Origin of the sequence: Xanthomonas prunicola (assembly GCF_025266575.1) — a bacterium.
Taxonomy (GTDB): domain Bacteria; phylum Pseudomonadota; class Gammaproteobacteria; order Xanthomonadales; family Xanthomonadaceae; genus Xanthomonas; species Xanthomonas prunicola.
Genome location: NZ_CP096142.1, coordinates 3808355 through 3826338 on the forward strand (window position 1 = coordinate 3808355; position 17984 = coordinate 3826338).

General features: G+C 65.0%; 16 protein-coding genes. 6 read left to right on the forward strand and 10 right to left on the reverse strand.

The features are described from left to right. Positions 1-133: 133 nt before the first annotated feature. Complete coding sequence (locus tag M0D43_RS16350; protein WP_101361931.1) at positions 134-1138, forward strand: class I fructose-bisphosphate aldolase; 1005 nt, start codon at positions 134-136, stop codon at positions 1136-1138. A gap of 198 nt (positions 1139-1336) precedes the next feature. Here the strand turns inward: M0D43_RS16350 and M0D43_RS16355 are convergent, their stop codons facing one another. From M0D43_RS16355 to cobA, 5 genes are all read right to left on the reverse strand, one after another. Next, positions 1337-1876, reverse strand: a complete 540-nt coding sequence (locus M0D43_RS16355) for an O-acetyl-ADP-ribose deacetylase (RefSeq protein WP_101361930.1) — start codon at positions 1874-1876, stop codon at positions 1337-1339. A gap of 195 nt (positions 1877-2071) precedes the next feature. Continuing rightward, a complete protein-coding gene (locus M0D43_RS16360) occupies positions 2072-2578 on the reverse strand; it encodes a methyltransferase family protein (protein ID WP_252162233.1) in 507 nt (168 codons plus the stop codon). A 24-nt stretch (positions 2579-2602) separates the two neighbouring features. Beyond that, a complete protein-coding gene (locus M0D43_RS16365) occupies positions 2603-2857 on the reverse strand; it encodes a hypothetical protein (protein WP_260807370.1) in 255 nt (84 codons plus the stop codon). Between the two features lie 9 nt (positions 2858-2866). Next, a complete protein-coding gene (gene cysK, locus M0D43_RS16370) occupies positions 2867-3826 on the reverse strand; it encodes a cysteine synthase A (RefSeq protein WP_101361928.1) in 960 nt (319 codons plus the stop codon). A 16-nt stretch (positions 3827-3842) separates the two neighbouring features. Then, positions 3843-5048, reverse strand: coding sequence for a uroporphyrinogen-III C-methyltransferase (cobA, locus tag M0D43_RS16375; RefSeq protein ID WP_260807371.1), 1206 nt, complete (start codon positions 5046-5048; stop codon positions 3843-3845). A 164-nt stretch (positions 5049-5212) separates the two neighbouring features. On the opposite strand from cobA, the gene M0D43_RS16380 reads away from it, so the two are divergent. Both M0D43_RS16380 and M0D43_RS16385 read left to right on the forward strand, forming a co-directional pair. Beyond that, positions 5213-6196 carry a LysR family transcriptional regulator gene (locus M0D43_RS16380; RefSeq protein ID WP_252162234.1) on the forward strand — a complete coding sequence of 328 codons (984 nt, stop codon included), beginning with the start codon at positions 5213-5215 and terminating at the stop codon, positions 6194-6196. Between the two features lie 10 nt (positions 6197-6206). Next, complete coding sequence (locus tag M0D43_RS16385) at positions 6207-6488, forward strand: hypothetical protein (protein WP_252162235.1); 282 nt, start codon at positions 6207-6209, stop codon at positions 6486-6488. Between the two features lie 333 nt (positions 6489-6821). Here the strand turns inward: M0D43_RS16385 and M0D43_RS16390 are convergent, their stop codons facing one another. Beyond that, positions 6822-6971, reverse strand: coding sequence for a hypothetical protein (locus M0D43_RS16390; RefSeq protein ID WP_260807372.1), 150 nt, complete (start codon positions 6969-6971; stop codon positions 6822-6824). 569 nt (positions 6972-7540) lie between these two features. Continuing rightward, positions 7541-8737 (reverse strand): sensor histidine kinase, encoded by a 1197-nt coding sequence (locus tag M0D43_RS16395; protein ID WP_252162236.1) that lies wholly within the window; start codon positions 8735-8737, stop codon positions 7541-7543. Between the two features lie 298 nt (positions 8738-9035). Here M0D43_RS16395 and M0D43_RS16400 point away from each other — a divergent pair, with 298 nt between their 5' ends. From M0D43_RS16400 to M0D43_RS16410, 3 genes are all read left to right on the forward strand, one after another. Beyond that, on the forward strand, positions 9036-9473 hold the full coding sequence (locus tag M0D43_RS16400) for a DUF2946 family protein (RefSeq protein WP_252162237.1): 438 nt from the start codon (positions 9036-9038) through the stop codon (positions 9471-9473). Between the two features lie 194 nt (positions 9474-9667). Then, positions 9668-11671: a TonB-dependent receptor gene (locus M0D43_RS16405; protein ID WP_252165095.1), complete on the forward strand. Its 2004-nt coding sequence runs from the start codon at positions 9668-9670 to the stop codon at positions 11669-11671. After that, a complete protein-coding gene (locus M0D43_RS16410) occupies positions 11671-13281 on the forward strand; it encodes a PepSY-associated TM helix domain-containing protein (RefSeq protein ID WP_252162238.1) in 1611 nt (536 codons plus the stop codon). Before M0D43_RS16405 ends, M0D43_RS16410 begins: the two co-directional genes overlap by 1 nt. Positions 13282-13415: 134 nt before the next feature. On the opposite strand, the gene M0D43_RS16415 is transcribed toward M0D43_RS16410, so the two are convergent. The 3 genes from M0D43_RS16415 to M0D43_RS16425 form a co-directional block, all read right to left on the reverse strand. Further along, positions 13416-14141, reverse strand: a complete 726-nt coding sequence (locus tag M0D43_RS16415) for a phosphoadenylyl-sulfate reductase (RefSeq protein WP_252162239.1) — start codon at positions 14139-14141, stop codon at positions 13416-13418. Then, the gene (gene cysI, locus M0D43_RS16420; RefSeq protein WP_252162240.1) at positions 14138-15844 is read right to left on the reverse strand and encodes an assimilatory sulfite reductase (NADPH) hemoprotein subunit; all 1707 of its coding nucleotides are present in this window, start codon (positions 15842-15844) and stop codon (positions 14138-14140) included. Before cysI ends, M0D43_RS16415 begins: the two co-directional genes overlap by 4 nt. Positions 15845-15952: 108 nt before the next feature. After that, positions 15953-17806 carry an assimilatory sulfite reductase (NADPH) flavoprotein subunit gene (locus tag M0D43_RS16425; RefSeq protein ID WP_252162241.1) on the reverse strand — a complete coding sequence of 618 codons (1854 nt, stop codon included), beginning with the start codon at positions 17804-17806 and terminating at the stop codon, positions 15953-15955. Between the last annotated feature and the right edge of the window lie 178 nt (positions 17807-17984).

A 17984-nucleotide genomic window follows, 5' to 3' on the forward strand; every position in this document is an offset into this window, starting at 1 on the left:
CACGCCATGCGAGCACCACCCCACATCCTGTCATGCACATCACGTGTAATCGGTTGCAGGCATTCCGTGAAGGAATGTGTACGACTTTCGTCGCTATACTTTCGGTCTCCCCCGCAGCTGCCACAGGAACTACATGAGCATCGAACAGCTTGCCGAAACCGCCCAGGCCATGGTCGCCCCGGGCAAGGGCATCATCGCCATCGACGAATCGACCAGCACGATCGCCAAGCGTTTTGCCAGCGTCGGCATCGAGAACATCGAAGAAAATCGCCGCGCCTACCGCGAACTGCTGCTGACCACGCCCAAGCTGAGCGACTACATCTCCGGCGCCATCCTGTTCGACGAGACCATCCGTCAGAAGACCAAGGATGGCGTGCCGTTCGCCGAGTACATGACCGCCCACGGCATCATCCCGGGCATCAAGGTCGACAAGGGCGCGCAGCCGCTGGCTGGCATGCCGGGCGAGCTGGTCACCGAAGGCCTGGACGGCCTGCGTGCGCGTCTGGAGGAGTACTACACGCTGGGTGCGCGTTTCGCCAAGTGGCGTGCGGTCATCAACATCGGCGAAGACATTCCGTCCGGCACCTGCATCGAGGCCAACTCGCATGCGCTGGCGCGTTACGCCGCGCTGTGCCAGGAGCAGGGCCTGGTGCCGATGGTCGAGCCGGAAGTGATCATGGACGGTAGCCACGACATCGAAACCTGCTACGAAGTCACCGAAGCCACGCTGCGTTCGCTGTTCGGTGCACTGTATGAGCAGAACGTCGTGCTCGAAGGCACCATCTTGAAGGCCTCGATGGTCATCTCCGGCAAGAGCTGCGAAGAGCAAGCCAGTATCGAAGAGGTGGCCGAGTCCACCGTGATGTGCCTGAAGTCGACCGTGCCGGCGATCCTGCCGGGCATCGTGTTCCTGTCCGGTGGTCAGACCGACGAGCAATCCACTGCGCACCTCAACGAAATGCACCAGCTCGGCAATCTGCCGTGGCCGCTGAGCTTCTCCTACGGCCGCGCCATGCAGCAGGCCGCACTGAAGCTGTGGGCCAAGGACATGACCGGCAACTTCGCCAAGGCCCAGCAGATCATTTACGAGCGCGCCAAGGAAAATGGCCTGGCCGCATTGGGTAAGTGGAAGGGTTGATCGATTGATGACGGCTGCAAGGCCCTTGCATCGATAAAACGAAAACGCCGGCACAGATGCCGGCGTTTTTGTGTGTGGCATCCAGACGTTCATCAGGATGCCCATGCCAAAGCAAAGGGCGCCTTGCGGCGCCCTTTGCTTCAATCAGCTGCTTCGATCCACTTGGTCGATGCGACATTCCACCGACGTCAGCCAAGGTCAGGCCGCTGCAGTTTCCTGCGTCGCCAATGCTTGCTGATAGGCCTTGTAGGTCGCCTCGTTGTAGGCCACCAGCACGATGTGCTTGGGCACTTTGTGCGAGCGCTGCCAGTCGCGTGTTTCGGTCACGGCGATGCGGGCTGCCTGATGCAGCGGATAGCCGTAAATGCCGCAGCTGATCGCCGGGAACGCGATCGAGTGCAGCATCATCTGCTCGGCCAGCTTCAGCGATTGCCAGTAGCAGTTGGCCAACTGTTCCGGTTCGTTGTGCTTGCCGTCGCGCCACACCGGACCGACGGTATGAAACACATGCCGTGCCTTCAGATTAAAACCGTCGGTGATGCGGATTTCGCCGGTGGGGCAACGCACGCCCGGACGCACTTGCGGCAATGCTTCACAGGCTTCCAGCAGACGTGGGCCAGCAGCACGGTGGATGGCACCATCGACGCCGCCTCCGCCCAGGAGTGATTCGTTGGCGGCGTTGACGATGACGTCAACGTCGAGTTCGGTGATATCGCCTTGCCAGACTTCGATTCTCATAGTGAGATAATTATGCGAATTGCATGATGGGCGCGTGATGGGGGGCACGCTGCGGAATCCACACGCTATCGGCCATTCATCTCATCCGCTGCGACTGTCGCGCGGACTGGAATTTGCGCCGTTCAACGCCATCCAATACCTCTCCTGAGCGATTGGCTGCATCAATTGCCGCGCACAGGTTGTGCGTGTCACGCGTTACAACCAGCGGCGCACGCGCGCGCAATAGTCGCTGTAGTGACGGCCGAACTCGGCGCGCAAACGCGCCTCTTCAAACGGGATGACATAGAGCTGCAGTGCGAGCCATGGCAGCGGCACCAGCGCGACTGCCCAGAGCAGCCCAAGCTGCAGGCATAGGCCGATGTAGCTCAGCACCAACGCCAGGTACATCGGGTTGCGGGTGAAGCGATACGGGCCCTCCAGCACCAGACGCGAGGGATGGCCACTCGGCATGATGGTGGTACGCCGACGTGCAAACAGGATGAAGCAGCTCACCGCGAGTGTCAGGCCGAGACAAGCAATGCCGCCGCCAGCCAGTTCGATCCATGCAAGCAGCGTGGGAGCGGGAATCGGCAGCGCCAGGGCGTCCTGCAACCACGCGCCCAGACCCAGTGCCAGCGCAAAGTGGACCGGGGAGGTCATCTTCACCAGCCACGGCGCCCGCGAGGCGCGGGTGTCGCTGTGTCCATACGGCCGGTTGCTCACACATCTCTCCCTACATTGCGGCCGTTATCCTAACGTTTCCTTGACATGGACGGGAGTGCGGGCGTTCTGGAAGCTGGAAAAACGGCGGGCGGTGTCGCGCCGCGCACAGAGCAGGTCCTTAGAGGCGTGCGCTTCGGTAACGCTGCAAGCTCGTTCGCCATAGCGACCACCAGCGAAGCTACCGAGCTGCACGCCTTGCGCGTTGCTCTTCGGCGCAAGCGCCCGTGCTACCTGGTCCGAAAAAAGCCGCGCATTGCGCGGCTTCGTATCGTCGCCCACTGCGCCCGGTCAGGGCAGCCCGGCCAACCAGTCGTCGTCGGAGCCTTCGTTGATGTCGGCAAACAGGGGCGTGGAGAAGTAGCGTTCGCCAGTGTCGGGCAACATCGCCAGGATCACGGCGCCAGGCGCCGCGCCTTCTGCCACGCGCAGCGCGGTGGCGACGGTGGCGCCGCCGGAAATGCCAGTGAAGATGCCCTCTTCGGCAGCCAGACGGCGCGCGACGGTGATGGCGTCGGTGTCTTCCACGCTCAGCACTTCATGGGCGACATCGCGGTTGAGCACCTCGGGCACGAAGTCGGGGGTCCAGCCCTGGATCTTGTGCGGCTTCCAGTCCTGGCCTTGCAGCAAGGCGGCGCCAGCCGGCTCTGAGGCGGTGATGCGCACTTCCGGGCGGGCAACGCGCAGTACTTCGCCCACGCCGGTCAGCGTGCCGCCGGTGCCCCAGCCGGTGACGAAGTGGTCCAGCCGGTGGCCTGCGAAATCGCGCAGGATCTCGGCGGCGGTGGTGTTGCGGTGGTAGGCCGGGTTGGCCGGATTGGCGAACTGGCTGGCCAGGAACCAGCCGTGCTGTTCGGCCAGTTCCTTGGCTTTGCGCACCATGCCGCTGCCGCGCTCGGCAGCCGGGGTCAGGATGACCTTGGCGCCATAGGCACGCATCAACTTGCGGCGTTCGATGGAGAAGGTTTCCACCATGGTGGCGACGAACTTGTAGCCGCGCGCTGCGGCCACCATGGCCAATGCCACGCCGGTGTTGCCGGAGGTGGCTTCGACAATGGTGTCGCCGGGCTTGAGCAGGCCGCGCTGTTCGGCGTCGAGGATGATCGCCAGCGCCAGCCGGTCCTTGACCGAGCCGCCGGGATTGAACGATTCCACCTTGACGTACAAGGTCACGTTGTCCGGGGCGAGGCGTTGGAGTTTGACCACCGGGGTACGGCCGATGGTGTCGAGGATGTTGTCGTACAGGGCCATGGGGTCTCCGTCGGGATCAGGCTGCGTGGGCGAGTGTGGGCGTGTTGGGCATTGCGAGAGGTGAGTGCGGCAGTGGCGGTGCGCTCAGCGGCGCGCTGCCGAACCAATGCAGCGTCTGCGCCAGCGCCGCGACCTCGCCCAGGATCAGCAATGTCGGTGCGGCCACGGCATGCTGCCGGGCGGTGGCGGCCAGGCTGGCGAGCGTGCCGGTGATCACACGTTGCTGCGGGCGCGAGCCGTTTTCGACCAGTGCAAACGGGGTGGACGCAGCGCGCCCGGCCTGCAGCAGCCGTTGCTGGATGGCGTCCAGGCCGGCCACACCCATGTAGAAGGCCAGCGTCTGGCGCTCCTGACCGAGCGCGTGCCAGTCCAACGTGTCCAGCGAGTCCTTGCAGTGCGCAGTGATCAGCCGCAGCGATTGCGCGTGGTCGCGGTGGGTGAGCGGGATGCCGGCATAGGCGGCGCAGGCGATGGCGGCGGTGATGCCGGGAATCACCTGGAAGCCGATGCCGTGCTCGCGCAGGAACTCCAGCTCTTCGCCGCCGCGGCCGAAGACGAACGAATCGCCGCCCTTCAGCCGCACGACGCGGCGGCCGGCGCGGGCGTGTTCCAGCATCAGCGCATGGATCTGTTCCTGCCGGGTGCTACGGCCTTGCGCTGACTTGCCCACCTCGATCAGACACGCGCCGTGCCGTGCCAGGCGCAGGATCTGCGGGCTGACCAGGCGGTCGTGCAGCACCACCTCGGCCTGACGCAGTGCACGCAGCGCGTGCCGGGTGAGCAGGCCGGGGTCGCCGGGGCCGGCGCCGACCAGGCTGACGCTGCCAGGGGCCAGTATGCCGATTGCGCGGCACGGCGCGGGGGGGCGCGCAGGAGCCGCTGTGGAAGCGGCAGGCGCCGCGTCGTGGGTCAGCAATCGGTGTGCGTTCGCCGCATGGCGCAGGGCGTCGTTGAGCGTTGCCGATTCGCTGGCAGCGATGGCGAGCCATACCGGTTGTTCGGGCAGCGCCAGCCATGCCGGGTCGAACTGCCCTTCCAGCCAGCGCAGTTGCCCGGCTTGCGCCCAGCGCCGCAACTGCCCGGTGAGGTCGGGCGCGCCAACCAGCGGCAGCGCACCGGCCTGCAGCAGGTGGGCGGTGGCGCGTTCGGCATCGGCACCACCGCCGACCACCAGGACGGCACGGCCACGCAGGTCGGCAAGCAGCGGGAACGCAGAAGTCACGGATCGACAGCATCAAGGAGGGAGGGCCAGACCGTAACGCCGGCTTATAGCCGTCGGAAATGACTTCATACATCCTAGAAATAGCGTTCGGTTATAAGCTGGCCCGTAGAACTCCTCTAAAGTCGAAGTCCTTGTAGCGCCTCGCGCTTTTTTGGATATAAGCCATGACGCTGACCCAACTTCGCTATCTGGTGGCCATCGCCGATGCCGAGCTGAACATCACGCTGGCCGCCGCGCGCGTGCACGCGACCCAGCCCGGCCTGTCCAAGCAGCTCAAGCAGCTGGAGGACGAACTGGGCTTTCTGTTGTTCGTGCGCAAGGGGCGCAGCCTGGATGCGGTAACGCCGGCCGGTGTGGAAGTGATCGAGCGCGCGCGCGCGGTGTTGTCGGAGGCCAACAATATCCGCACCTATGCGGCCAACCAGCGCCGCGAAAGCCAGGGTCAGCTGACCCTGACCACGACCCACACCCAGGCGCGCTTCGTGCTGCCGCCGGCAGTGGCGCAGATCAAGAACGCCTACCCGCAGGTCAGCGTGCATTTGCAGCAGGCTGCCGAAAGCGCGGCGCTGGATCTGCTCAGCCAGGGCGATGCGGATATTGCCGTGGTCAGCACCGCCGGTGGCGAGCCGAGTGCCGGCATTGCAGTGCCGCTGTACCGCTGGCGGCGGTTGGTGGTGGTGCCGCGTGGGCATGCGCTGGATAACCCGCGCACGGCGCCGGATATGCAAGCGCTGTCCGAGCACCCGCTGATCAGCTACGAATCCTCCACGCGACCAGGCTCCTCGCTGCAGCGTGCATTTGCGCAGGTGGGGCTGGAGCCGAGCATCGCGTTGACCGCGCTGGACGCAGACCTGATCAAAACGTACGTGCGCGCCGGGCTCGGCGTGGGCTTGGTGGCGGAGATGGCGGTCAATGCCTTCGACGAAGATCTACGCGCCTGGCCAGCGCCTGCGCCGATTGCCGAGTGCATCGCCTGGGCAGTGCTGCCACGCGACCGCGTGCTGCGCGATTACGCCCTGGATTTGGTGCATGTACTCGCGCCGCAAATCGACAAGCGCGACCTGCGCCGCGTTCTGGACGGCAATCAGGCGCCGAACTGGCCATTGCCGCCGACCTGGGAATCGCTGACCCAGACCATCACCAGCTGAGTGGCCTGCGATGACTGAACCGCTGCGTCCCGCACTGAGCAGACTGTGGTCGTCCGAGCCGGACGGCGGCTTGTCGCTACAACTCTCGGCCAGTATCGAGGGCCGCGAGCACGAGATGCTGACGGTGCTGGCCGACCCACGCGACGAAGCGTTATGGGTGGCGTTGCAGGTTGGCGACACGCGCGTGCAGATTCCGCTGGAGATGCTGCGCAAGGCACTGGAAGTTGCCGCCGAGGATGTGCACTCGGCGGAGTGGTTTGCACGCCAGGATGCAGATACGTCCGAGTTCTGAAGTTGCGATGCGAGCGACCACACGCCGTAGCGGGCGGTCGTCAGCGGGTGCGGACGGCGCATAGAACTGAAGTGGACGCGTGGTACCTGCGGATCGCGCGCACTGGCTGCGTGCTCCGGCGGTTGCGCAATCGGTGAGTTCGCTGCTCTGCAGCGGTTGAGGCACGTTGTACGTGCTGATGGTGGTGATGCGATGAAACGCGGCTTGTCCGCACACCAGCGTGTTGGTGGTTGCAGAAAAACAGGGCGTTGAACTTGCTCGTCGTGCTTTTGCGGCCGCGTTCGCATGGCGACTGTAGCGGCGCTTTAGGGCAGTTCCGGTCGTGTTCGCTCTTCACGCTTGCTGCGCTGCAGCGCAACGGTGCAAAAAAAAATCCCGCGGAATCAATGCGATGCGCTCGTGCTGGGCAGATGCGTCGCGCGCGCTGTCGGTGATTTCCCCTACCCGTGTCAGGGCTACGCAGTTGGCGTCGGCGTCGCGCATCAAGTTGCGCGTTGCCTTGTCGAAAACCCTTATAGCAGCCATGACGCGACACTCTCGAACGTCTAGGGGTGGACGGCGCAGAGCCTGCGATGCGGTTGATCGCATTGCCGGTGTGTTTCGCGGTGTCGTCGAAGGGTTGCTAGCGCTGCCGCATCACTGTTGCACGAGGCTGTGCACAGAGCGGCTGGCGCACCCGGGTCCCTGGGGAGAGACCTGGCGTGCTTGGTGGCGGATCCGGGTCGGGAGCCCGGATCCGCTTTTTTTTGAGTTTGCTCCGCCCGGCGACACCTCTTGTGGGAGATGGGAAACGGTAAAGACGTGCCGTGTGCAATGCAGGCGGTGCGCGCGCAGAGCGATCGCGGGAGTCCTCTACATCTGCGGCGAGCTTGCCGGGTCGCCGCAGTCGCCGCCTGCACGCGACCTCGCGTCGTATGTGGTGTGCGCTGCTGCAACGTCCGCTCGGCGGGAATTGCACTGGCAGCCTCGTTTGGGTCCGGCTGCAGACCGACGCCCTGAACGTTGCCACCCCAGGCTATAGCCGCAGATTGCCGACTGTGAGCCACAGACTTTCAAGCCAAGGGAATACACACCGAAAAACAGGTGCCTCCTTGCGGGCGTGGGCGCACGTCCACTTCGCATCCCAGCGTCTCGGCAGTGCGATGCACGATCCATAGCCCGATGCCCAGGCCCTCGCTGTGCGGGTCGGCCTGGCGGAACGCCTGGAACACCTGCTCGGGTTGCTCCAGATTCAAGCCGATGCCGCTGTCGATGATTTCCACCACCGCAAACCCTGGGCGACGGCGGGTGCCGACCAGCACGCGACCGCGTTCGGTGTACTTGATGGCATTGCCGACCAGGTTGCCGATCAAGGTGGTCAGCAAGGTGGGGTGGCTGCGCACGCGTAGCGAGGTGGGCACATGGCGCAGCGCCAGGCACTTGTCGATGGCTGGCTGCCGCCACACGCCCAGCACCGAGTGCAGCACGTCTTCCAGCTGCAGCGATTGCAGGTCCGGCATGGCAGCCTTGCTCGAGGCCGCCAGCGTGGCCAATTCGTCCAGGCTACGGCCGACCAGGCTGATCGCATCGCGCGCGGTCACCAGGGTGGGGATGGAATCGACGTTGGCATGCCGGCGCATCTTGTCGATGGCATAGGCGGCAGTCCGCAGCGGAGTCTTTAAGTCATGACCGGCGATGGCCATCAGGCGGCTGCGATACCGATCGGATTCTTCGGCGACCGCCAAGGCCCGGCGCAATTCCAGGTGCGCCATGGTTTGGCGTGCCAGTGCGCGCAGGGCTTCCACCTGTTCATCGGTGAGCTGACGCGGTTTCCGGTCGAGGACGCAGACCGTTCCCAGCGGCAGACCGTCAGGCGTCTTCAATAAGGCGCCCGCATAGAAGTGCAGCGGCGCTTCGCCGGTGACCAGCGGGTTGCGTGAGAAGCGGATGTCTTCGCGCGTGTCGGGGACCACCAGCACGTCACTGTCGAGCAACGCGTGCGCGCACATCGATTTGAACAGCGGAGTCTCGCGCTCGCCCATCCCGAGTTCGCTCTTGAACCACTGGCGGTCGGCATCGACCAGGCTGATCAGCGCGATCGGCGTCTGGCAGATGATCGAGGCGAGCCGGGTAATGTCTTCAAACGCCGCTTCGCGCGGGGTGTCGAGAATGGCGTAGCTGCGCAGCGCCTGGAGACGCAGCGCTTCGCTGGGAGGCTTGGGTGCGCAAGGAAGCGGTTCGGCCGCGAGATCGGACAGGACGGTACTCATGCGCGCAGATAAAGGGTGGTAGGCCCTAAGCATAGGGCATGCCAAGGCCCCGCATGTGTCTACGGTCACGAAGATGGGGGGAAATGCGACTGCTGGCCTGGAGACTGCTAGCAGGTGAGGGCCGAGTGATGGGGGCAGCTCGGCTGCGGCGAGGTCCACGTCGGATGCGGGCGCGCTGGCTGCCCGCGCATGCTCAGGCGAGGTCGTCAGATGCAGCGGACCTGGCCGGGTGCGACATCCGGTCGCGCATTGGCCACGCCCATCGCACTGGGTCAATTGGCGGCTTACACTTCGCGGCATGCTGTGTTCGTTCCGTCGCCATCGGTTATTGCCTTTGCTTGCCTGTGTGGCGGTGGTGCTGATGCTGGTCGCTCCGCTGATCAGCCGCTGGAGCCAGACGCAGTCGACCGAGCCGATGTGCATGAGCGCCCCGGCCGTGTCGGCAGAGAGCTCGCTGCATGCCGATCATCGACCCCAGCCGCCAGGCATTGCTGCGCCTGCGCACCCCGGCGCCGCACTGGCGATGCAGCACTCAGGCAGCCACGACGCAGCGACACATGGCGAGGCCTGCGACTACTGCGTTTTGGCTGCACGGTTGCTGCCATTGCTCATTGTGGCATTGCTGTGCCTGCTGCAGCTGCAGCCAATGCGGGCTCCAGCGCACACCCAGGCAAGCGCAGGCTCGGTCTTTCGATGGGCCGCGCTCGGCGCACGTGGACCACCGTCGCCCGCGTAGGTTGCCCCTGTGCGGGCGTCCATGCAGTTGTGCCTGGTACGCGCCTGAGGTGTCGGCGTCGCTGCAGGGCCTCGCGGACGACTCGCTTCTCATTCGAGTGATGCCGATGCGCGCCACGGTGGTGGTGGCGCACGGCTGTGCGGCCGTGCTGCCACGGCGAAGGGTTGGTCATGCGTCTACGGTTGTTGAAGACGATGTGGTATGCGCCGTCGTTGGCGCTGATGTGGGGGCCTGCATGCAATGTGCAGGCACAGGACGCGGCACTGACGCTGGGCAAGGTGCAGGTGAGCGAACACGCGCAGCGCAGTCCGAGTACGGCGCGCGTGTTGAGCTCGGTGGATGTGATCGGCGGCGAGCTGCTGCACGATCAACATGTGGACTACAGCTGGGAGCTGCTGATGCACGCGCCCGGGGTGCAGGTCACCCAGTTCCGCATGGGCACCGATGCAGGGCGGTTTTCGTTCCGGGGCTTCAATGGCGAAGGGCGCATCAATGCGGTGAAACTGCTGATCGACGGCATTCCCAGCAACGACAATGCGGGCGCCATGCCGTACCTGGATGCGGTGTTTCCGCAGGACATCAGCGTGATCGAGATCGTGCGCGGCACCAACGACGCGCGTTATGGCTTGAACGCCATTGCCGGCAGTGTCGACGTGCTGACCCGTACCGGCGGCAACGATGGCCGTTTGAGCGTGACGGCCGGCAGCTTCGATGCGCGCGAGGTGCAACTCAGCAAAGGGTTCGAGCAGGGCGCGTGGAGCCAGAACTATGTGCTGGCCTGGCGCGACTCGGATGGCTATCGCGATCATGCCGATGCGCGTAAACGCAGCGTGGCGGGCAAATGGTTTTACACCGACCCGGACGGTGCATTCCGCGCCGGGCTCACCACGCGGTATTACGACAACCATGCATTGGAAGCTGGCTATCTGGACGCCGCCACCGAGCGTGCGGCGCCGCGTCGCTCGCCGGACTATGCGCAGAACGACCGAAGCGAGCGTCGTCTGCGTCAGACTGCGTTGCATGCGGACGGTGAGCTCGGTGAGCGGGCGCAATGGAGCGCCAAGGCCTACCAGAACGACTACCGCAATCAGCGCTGGGTGCGGTTTTCTGCGGCCGGCCTGCAACAGGAACGTGATACCGACGAAACCCATCGCGGGCTGCTGCTGCGGAGCAACTGGCAGCCGGACTGGGGTGCACTGAATGCCAATCTCGAAGCCGGGGTGGATGCGCAGTGGCAGGAAAATCAGTCGCAGCGGTATCGCACCGTGGCCCGCGTTCGCGGCGCGCAGTTGCGCGATTGGGATTACGACCTGCGCACACGTGGCGCGTATGTGCAGGCGGTGCTGACGCCGTTTGCGCGCTTGCAGCTGGTGCCGGGGTATCGCATCGATCGCGTCGATGGGCAGTTGCACGATGTGCTGGCCGGCATCGTTGCGCCAACCTATGACTACGGCACCATCAAGCAACCCAAGTTCAGTGCGAGCTACCGCGTGGGCGAGCAGAGCAGCGTGTATGCGAACTGGGGACGGACCTTCCAGATCGGCAGCGGCGATGGTGCCTACCGTCGCCAACTGGGCAATCTGGGGCCATCGATCAATGACGGCTGGGAGACCGGCTTCAAGTTCGCACCGTCGACCCTGGTGGATGGGCGCCTGGCGTATTGGGAGCAACGCGCATCCGGTGAGGTGGCGACCATTTTTGGCGTGAATGGCGTGGTGGGTATTGGCGATGTGGCCAATGTCGGCCGCACGCTACGGCGCGGCTGGGATGCGCAGCTCAACCTGCAGCCGGCTGAGCATTGGCGTGCATGGGTGTCGTATTCGCGGCAGGAGGCCACGATCGCTACGCCCGATCCGAGCGCACCGGCCACGCGCGGCAAGGAGATCGAAAACGTGCCGCACTGGCTGGCGACCGCCGGGCTGGAGTGGCAGGCCAGTTCGGCTGTGCAGTTGAGCGCGTGGAGCAACGCGCAAGGCAATTATTACCTGGAGCGCACCAACACGCTGGGCCGCACCGGTGGCTATGCCTTGCTCAATCTGGGCGCGCGCTGGAACGTGGATGCGCGCAACGCACTCAGCTTGCAGCTGCGCAATGTCACCGATCGTGCGTACGTGTACGCCTGGTACGACAGCGGCACCTCCGGCTACTCGCCTGGCGACGGACGTGCGTTGTCGCTGTCGTGGGATTGGAGTTTCTGATGCAGGCAATGACTGACCACAGTGGCGTAGACCAGGCGCGCCAAGGGAGTCGTTGGCGCTTCTATCGCGCGGTGTGGCGCTGGCATTTCTATGCCGGATTGCTGGTGCTGCCTTTCATCATCTGGCTGGCGGTGACCGGGGCTGCGTTTTTGTATCAGGACGCAATCGATCGCAGCGTGCACCATGCGTTGAAGGTGGTGCCGGTAGGCGATACGCGCATACCCGCACAGCAGTTGGTTGCCGCTGCACGAGAGCGCTACGGCGGCAGCTTGTTTGTCTACACCACGCCCAAACGTGCCGATGCCAGTGCTGAGGTGGGATTGGTGGATGCACACGGCGTGCGGCAGGTGGTCTATGTCGATCCATACCGTGCACGTGTGTTGGGCGCCTTGCCGGAGCACGGCACGCTGAGCTGGACGATCCGCCGGCTGCACAGCCTTGCGTTGGTCGGGCCATATGCGCGTGGCCTGATTGAAATGGCGGGCGGATGGGCGATCGTGCTGGTGCTCACTGGTATGTATCTGTGGTGGCCGCGCGGGCGACGTGGCGGTGTGGTCGGTGTGCGTGGCAAGCCGACGCAGCGGCTGTTCTGGCGCGACCTGCATGCGGTGACTGGTGCCGGGGTTGGCGCGATCCTGCTCTTCCTGGCGCTGACCGGCATGCCGTGGTCATGGCTCTGGGGGGCGCAGGTCAATCGCTGGGCCAATGGGCATGATTTTGGCTATCCCGCCGGGCTGCGCGTGCAGCAGCCGATGTCGCAACAGCGGTTGGCCGACAGTGGTGCGCCGGCGTGGTCGTTGCGGCAAGCGCGCTTGCCGGAGTCTGTGGTGCCTACACGAGGGGCTGGCGGGTTGGATGAGCGGTTGCATGGCAAGCACGCCAGTGGACTGCAGGTAGGCAACGAGCACTCCGAGCACACAGTGCTCACGGGACACGCAGCGCATGCAGAACCCGCAGAGAACCTAGCTCAGTTGGGGCACTCAGCGCACGTAGCCCGTTCAGAGCAGTCAGCCCAATACGCGTACTCGGCAGAGCGCGCGCATGCTGCCCATGGCGATGCTGGCGGCTTCGCTGGGCCGGGGCGTGGAGCGATCGGCCTGGATGCGGCGATTGCGCGCTTCGATGCACGTGGCATCCTGCCTGGGTATAGCGTGGCACCACCGCGGGGGACGACTGGGGTCTATACCGCGTCGGTGTATCCGGCCGATCTGCAGCGGCAGCGCGTGATCCATTTGGATCAATACAGCGGTGCGGTGCTGCTGGACATGCGCTACCGCGACTATGGGCCGCTGGCCAAGCTGCTGGAGTGGGGCATCAACGTGCACCTGGGGCAGCAGTACGGCACTGCCAACCAGTTTATCCTGTTGTTCGCCTGCGTGGCGATCGTGCTGTTGTGCGTCAGTGCGGCGGTGATGTGGTGGAAGCGCCGCCCCAGCGCAGGGCTGGGCGTGCCGCCGTTGCCGGCCGATCCGCGCACGCTACGTGGCTTGATGGTGCTGCTGGCGCTGTGCGGGCTGGTCTTCCCGCTGGTCGGTCTGTCGTTAGTGCTGATGTGGGGAGTCGATCGTTACTGGATCCAGCATGCGCAAGCGCATGCCGCAGCAGGGTGATGGGCGCACGCCTGTGCTGAGGCGCTGATCGCAGCACGTTGCCATCGTTATTGGATGCTGCATGCCCAAGCAAGCGCCGCACATGCTGGTAAGTGCGCACGCAATACAGCGCACATCGCAATGGGCTGCTGTAGCTAGATATCCTCGTGGATACCGCACTCGCGCTTCAGGCCGAAGAAGCGCGTGTCTTCTTCACGCATGCCGGGTTCCCAGCGCCGCGTGGTATGGAAATCACCGATGGAAACATAGCCTTGTTCCCAAAGCGGGTGATACGGCAGATCGTGTGCTTGCAGGTACTGCCACACGTCGCGATCGTTCCAGTCGGCGATGGGGCTGATTTTGTAGCGCTCGCCGCGCTTTTGCACGATGGGCGTCTGCGCGCGGCCGCTGGATTGGCTGCGACGCAGGCCGGTGAACCAGGTGCCTATGTTGAGTTCGTCCAGTGCGCGGCGCATCGGTTCGACCTTGCGCAGGTTGTTGTATTGATCGATGCCGACCATGCCTTGTTCCCACAAGCGGCCGTGGCGCGCTTCCATCCAGGCGCGGCTGACCAGCGGGCGATACACCTTGAGGTTGAGCTTGAGTCGCTCGGTCAAGGCATCGGCAAAGCGATAGGTTTCCGGGAACAGGTAGCCGGTGTCGACCAGGATCACCGGAATGTCCGGGCGCTGCTGGCTGAGCAGATGCAGCGTGACGGCCGATTGCGCGCCGAAGCTGGACGACAGCGCCGCTTCCTGCGGGCCATGCTGCAGCGCCCAGGCCACGCGTTGGTCGGCACGCAGGCCTTCCAGCTGCGCATTGAGCGCGTCCAGATCGTCAAACGCGGAAGAGGTGATCGATGCAGCAGGGAGCGCGGTCATGCGAGCAATTCCAGGTCGAGGCGACGGTGCGTGGGGTAGGGCGGCAATGCGATCAAGTCAGCGCGGTGCAGGAAATCGCCGAAGCCTTCATCATTGACGTGGTCGCGTTCGGCGGCATAGCGCGCCAGCAGCGGTTCCAGTGCGGCCAGGATTTCTGGCTCGGTGATGTTTTCGCGGTATAGCGTGTTGAGCCGCTGGCCGCGGCGGTCGCCACCCAGCATCAGGTTGTAGCGCCCGGGCGCCTTGCCCACTAGCGCGATCTCGGCCAGATACGGGCGCGAGCAGCCATTCGGGCAGCCGGATAAACGCAGCACGATTGGCGTTTCGGCCAGGCCGTGTTGCTGCAGCAACGGCTGTAACGCGGCGGTGAAATCGGGCAGGTAGCGTTCGGCCTCGGCCATCGCCAGGCCGCAGGTGGGTAATGCCACGCAGGCCATCGCGCCGCGCGCCAGGGCGGTGGCGGCCTGGTTGCCGGCATCCAAGCCGTATTGCGCAACCAGCGCGTCAACGTGTGCGCGCTCGCTGGCCAACACGCCGGCGATCACCAGGTTCTGGTTGGGCGTCATGCGGAACTGGCCGACGTTCAACTGCGCGATCGCACGCAGTCCACTCAGATGCGCTGCCGTTTCGGTATCGGCAATGCGGCCGGCCGGCAGCGACAGGGTCAGGTGCCATAACCCATCTTCGCCTTCGACCCAGCCATAGCGGTCGCCGTTGTGTTCGAATGCAAATGGCTGCGCCGGCTGCAGTGCGAAGCCTGCACGGCGTGCGATCTCGGCCACGATGGTGTCCAGACCATGATCGTCGATGGTGTACTTGAAACGCGCGCGCTTGCGCACTGCACGGTTGCCGAAGTCGCGCTGGGTGGTGACCACGGCAGTGGCGATATCGAGCAACTGATCGCGGGTGACAAAACCGATGACGTTGGCCACGCGCGGCCAGGTCTCGGCATCGCCGTGCGAGGCGCCCATGCCGCCGCCGATGCTGACGTTGTAGCCCAGCAACTGCCCATCGCGCAGGATCGCGATGAAGCCCAGGTCGTTGGCGAACACGTCTACATCGTTGAGCGGCGGCGCGGCGAAACCGATCTTGAACTTGCGCGGCAGATAACGGTCGCCGTAGATCGGCTCTTCTTCGTTGCCGGAGCCGGACACGCGCTCTTCGTCCAGCCAGATCTCGTAATAGGCACGTGTGTTGGGCAATAGATGCTCGGACACCCGCGCGGCATCGGCATACAGCGTGGCATGCGCCTGCGACAGCAGCGGATTGGCGGCGACCTGCACGTTGCGATTGACATCGCCGCAAGCCGCCAGCGTATCGATCAAGGTGGCGTTGATCGCCTGCATGGTCGCCTTGAGCTCGCGCTTGATCACGCCATGGAACTGGAACGCCTGGCGCGTGGTGATGCGCAGCGAATGATTGGCGTACCGCGTGGCGATGCCATCCAGCGCCAGCCACTGTGTGGGCGTAATCACACCACCCGGCGTGCGCGTGCGGATCATGAACTGATACGCCGGCTCCAGCTTCTGCCGCCGACGTTCATCGCGAATATCGCGATCGTCCTGCTGGTAGCTGCCGTGGTACTTGATCAGCGTCTGATCGTCCTCACGCAATGCGCCGGTCAGCGCATCGGCCAGACTCTGTTCCAGCGACCCACGCAGGCGGCGGCTTTCGGATTTGATGTCTTCGACGGAGTGGCTCATGGGAATCGGGAGTGGGAAATAGGGAATCGTGAAAAGCGGCTTGGTCTGCCTGGAAAGGTCAGGTGAGGGCTGTACCAATTCCCGATTCCCCATTCCCGATTCCCGGCACTAATAGACATCCCGCGCATACCGCCCCTCCACCTGCAGTTGCGTGAGGTACGCGCTGGCTGCCTCCGCTTCCAGGACGCCGTGGGTGGCAACGATGTCGAGCAGCGCGGCGTGCACATCCTTGCCCATGCCGGTGGCGCCGCACACATACACATGCGCGCCGCCTTGCAGCCAGGCATAGACTTCGGCGCCGCGTGCGCGTAGGCGGTGTTGCACGTAGAGCTTTTCGGCCTGATCGCGCGAGAACGCCACTTCCAGCGCATGCAACTCGCCGCGTTGCAGGGCCAGCTGCCACTCGGCCTGGTACAGGAAATCGGTATTGAAATGCTGGGCGCCGAAGAAGAGCCAGTTGCGGCCGGTGGCGCCGGTTTCCGCGCGCTCCTGCACGAAGCCGCGGAACGGTGCCACGCCGGTGCCCGGGCCGATCATCAGGATGTCGCGATCGGAATCGGCCGGCACGCGAAAGCGCTCGTTCGGTTCGATATAGACCGGGGCGGTGTCGCCTTCGGCAAGCGCTGCCAGAAAACCGCTGGCCGACCCCAGGTGCGCATGCCCGTGCGCCTGATAGGTGACTTCGTCCACGGTCAGATGTACTTCATCGCCGACGCGCTTGCGGCTGGAGGCAATGGAGTACAGCCGCGGGGTGAGCGGGCGCAGCGCCGCAAGCAGGCCGGCGTGGTCCCAATCCGCCGGCCAGCGGCGCAGCACGTCGATCACTTGATGATCGGCTAACAGCGACGCCAGGCCGGCAGTCTGGGTGGGGGCAAGCAGCGCTTGCAGTTCCTGTGCACCTGCGCGCTCGGCGTGGGCGGTGAGAAACGGCCGCGACAGCTTGGTCAGTTCGCGCTGGGTGGCGAGCCATGCAGTCAACGCCAGCGTCTCCTCGCCGACGGTGACGGCAGCATCGCCGTCCAGCTGCAATGTCTGCAGCACCGCATCCACCAACGCGGGCGGATTGCGATGGCGGATGCCCAGCGCGTCGCCCGGCTCGTAGCTCAGGCCGCTGCCTTGCAGCGAAAATTCCAGATGCCGCACGCGCTTGTCGGGCACGGCATAGACACGAAAGCCCGGCCCCTTGAAGTCGCGACCGCTGATGATCTGAGTGGATAGCAACTCCGCAGCGAACGGCTGCTGATGCGACCACACCGGCGTGGCCGGGTTGCTGCGCAGCGGTGTGACTGTGGCCGAGTGCAGGCTGCTTTTGATCTGCTCGCGGGCATGTTTGAGCGCTTGCGCGCGCCACGGCGCGGCGATGCTGTCGATGTCCAGATCGGCCTCGCCACGCGGCTGCACGCGGCTGCCGCCGAGTTCGGCCAGACGCTCGTCGATACGCCGCGCGATGCCGCAGAAGTCGGCGTAACTGGAATCGCCCAGGCCCAGCACTGCGTACTTGAGCTCGGGCAGCTTGGGCGCGCGACGGCTGGTCAGGAATTCGACCAGGCCGATGGCATCGTCCGGCGGGTCGCCTTCGCCCTGGGTGCTGATCACCACATACAACAGCCGCTCGCTGGCCAGCTCACGGGTGGGGTAGGCGTCGGCGCGCAGCAGGCGCACGCTCAGGCCGGCGGACTCGGCCTCGGCGGCCAAGTGCTCGGCCTCGCGGCGGGCATTGCCGGTCTGGCTGCCATAGACCACGGTCAGGCGCTGGGCGTCCTGGGCGATTGCGTGTACTTGTGCTTGTCCGCCGGGCAACACTGCCAGCGAGCGCGGCGGCTGGCCCTGTGCCAACCCGGCGGCGTAGCCGGACAGCCACCACAGCGCTGCGGTGTCCAGGCCGTCGACCAACCGGTCCAGCAGCGCCTTGCGCTCGTCGGGCAAGGGGCTGGGCGGTAGCGCGGAACTGGCGGCGGTCATTCGAATCCGGGGCTTTGATGAGAGAGACGATGTTAGGGAAGCGTTGCGGCCACCAGAAAGGAGCAGCCGTTATCGCGTTATGCCGGCCGCTTATTTCGTGCAGTCATCAGGGCGGCACACACTGCAGCGCCTTGCCCTACCATCGGCTGGTCTGCCCGCCGATGCACCCGACATCTCG

What these genes read in the sequence shown, in the direction of transcription:
- M0D43_RS16395 (WP_252162236.1), bottom strand. Translation starts at nt 8,737, where the DNA reads ATGAGTACCGTCCTGTCCGATCTCGCGGCCGAACCGCTTCCTTGCGCA.
- M0D43_RS16380 (WP_252162234.1), top strand. Translation starts at nt 5,213, where the DNA reads ATGACGCTGACCCAACTTCGCTATCTGGTGGCCATCGCCGATGCCGAG.
- M0D43_RS16385 (WP_252162235.1), top strand. Translation starts at nt 6,207, where the DNA reads ATGACTGAACCGCTGCGTCCCGCACTGAGCAGACTGTGGTCGTCCGAG.
- M0D43_RS16350 (WP_101361931.1), top strand. Translation starts at nt 134, where the DNA reads ATGAGCATCGAACAGCTTGCCGAAACCGCCCAGGCCATGGTCGCCCCG.
- M0D43_RS16405 (WP_252165095.1), top strand. Translation starts at nt 9,668, where the DNA reads ATGTGGTATGCGCCGTCGTTGGCGCTGATGTGGGGGCCTGCATGCAAT.
- M0D43_RS16400 (WP_252162237.1), top strand. Translation starts at nt 9,036, where the DNA reads ATGCTGTGTTCGTTCCGTCGCCATCGGTTATTGCCTTTGCTTGCCTGT.
- cysI (WP_252162240.1), bottom strand. Translation starts at nt 15,844, where the DNA reads ATGAGCCACTCCGTCGAAGACATCAAATCCGAAAGCCGCCGCCTGCGT.
- M0D43_RS16415 (WP_252162239.1), bottom strand. Translation starts at nt 14,141, where the DNA reads ATGACCGCGCTCCCTGCTGCATCGATCACCTCTTCCGCGTTTGACGAT.
- M0D43_RS16425 (WP_252162241.1), bottom strand. Translation starts at nt 17,806, where the DNA reads ATGACCGCCGCCAGTTCCGCGCTACCGCCCAGCCCCTTGCCCGACGAG.
- M0D43_RS16410 (WP_252162238.1), top strand. Translation starts at nt 11,671, where the DNA reads ATGCAGGCAATGACTGACCACAGTGGCGTAGACCAGGCGCGCCAAGGG.
- M0D43_RS16355 (WP_101361930.1), bottom strand. Translation starts at nt 1,876, where the DNA reads ATGAGAATCGAAGTCTGGCAAGGCGATATCACCGAACTCGACGTTGAC.
- cysK (WP_101361928.1), bottom strand. Translation starts at nt 3,826, where the DNA reads ATGGCCCTGTACGACAACATCCTCGACACCATCGGCCGTACCCCGGTG.
- M0D43_RS16390 (WP_260807372.1), bottom strand. Translation starts at nt 6,971, where the DNA reads ATGCGCGACGCCGACGCCAACTGCGTAGCCCTGACACGGGTAGGGGAA.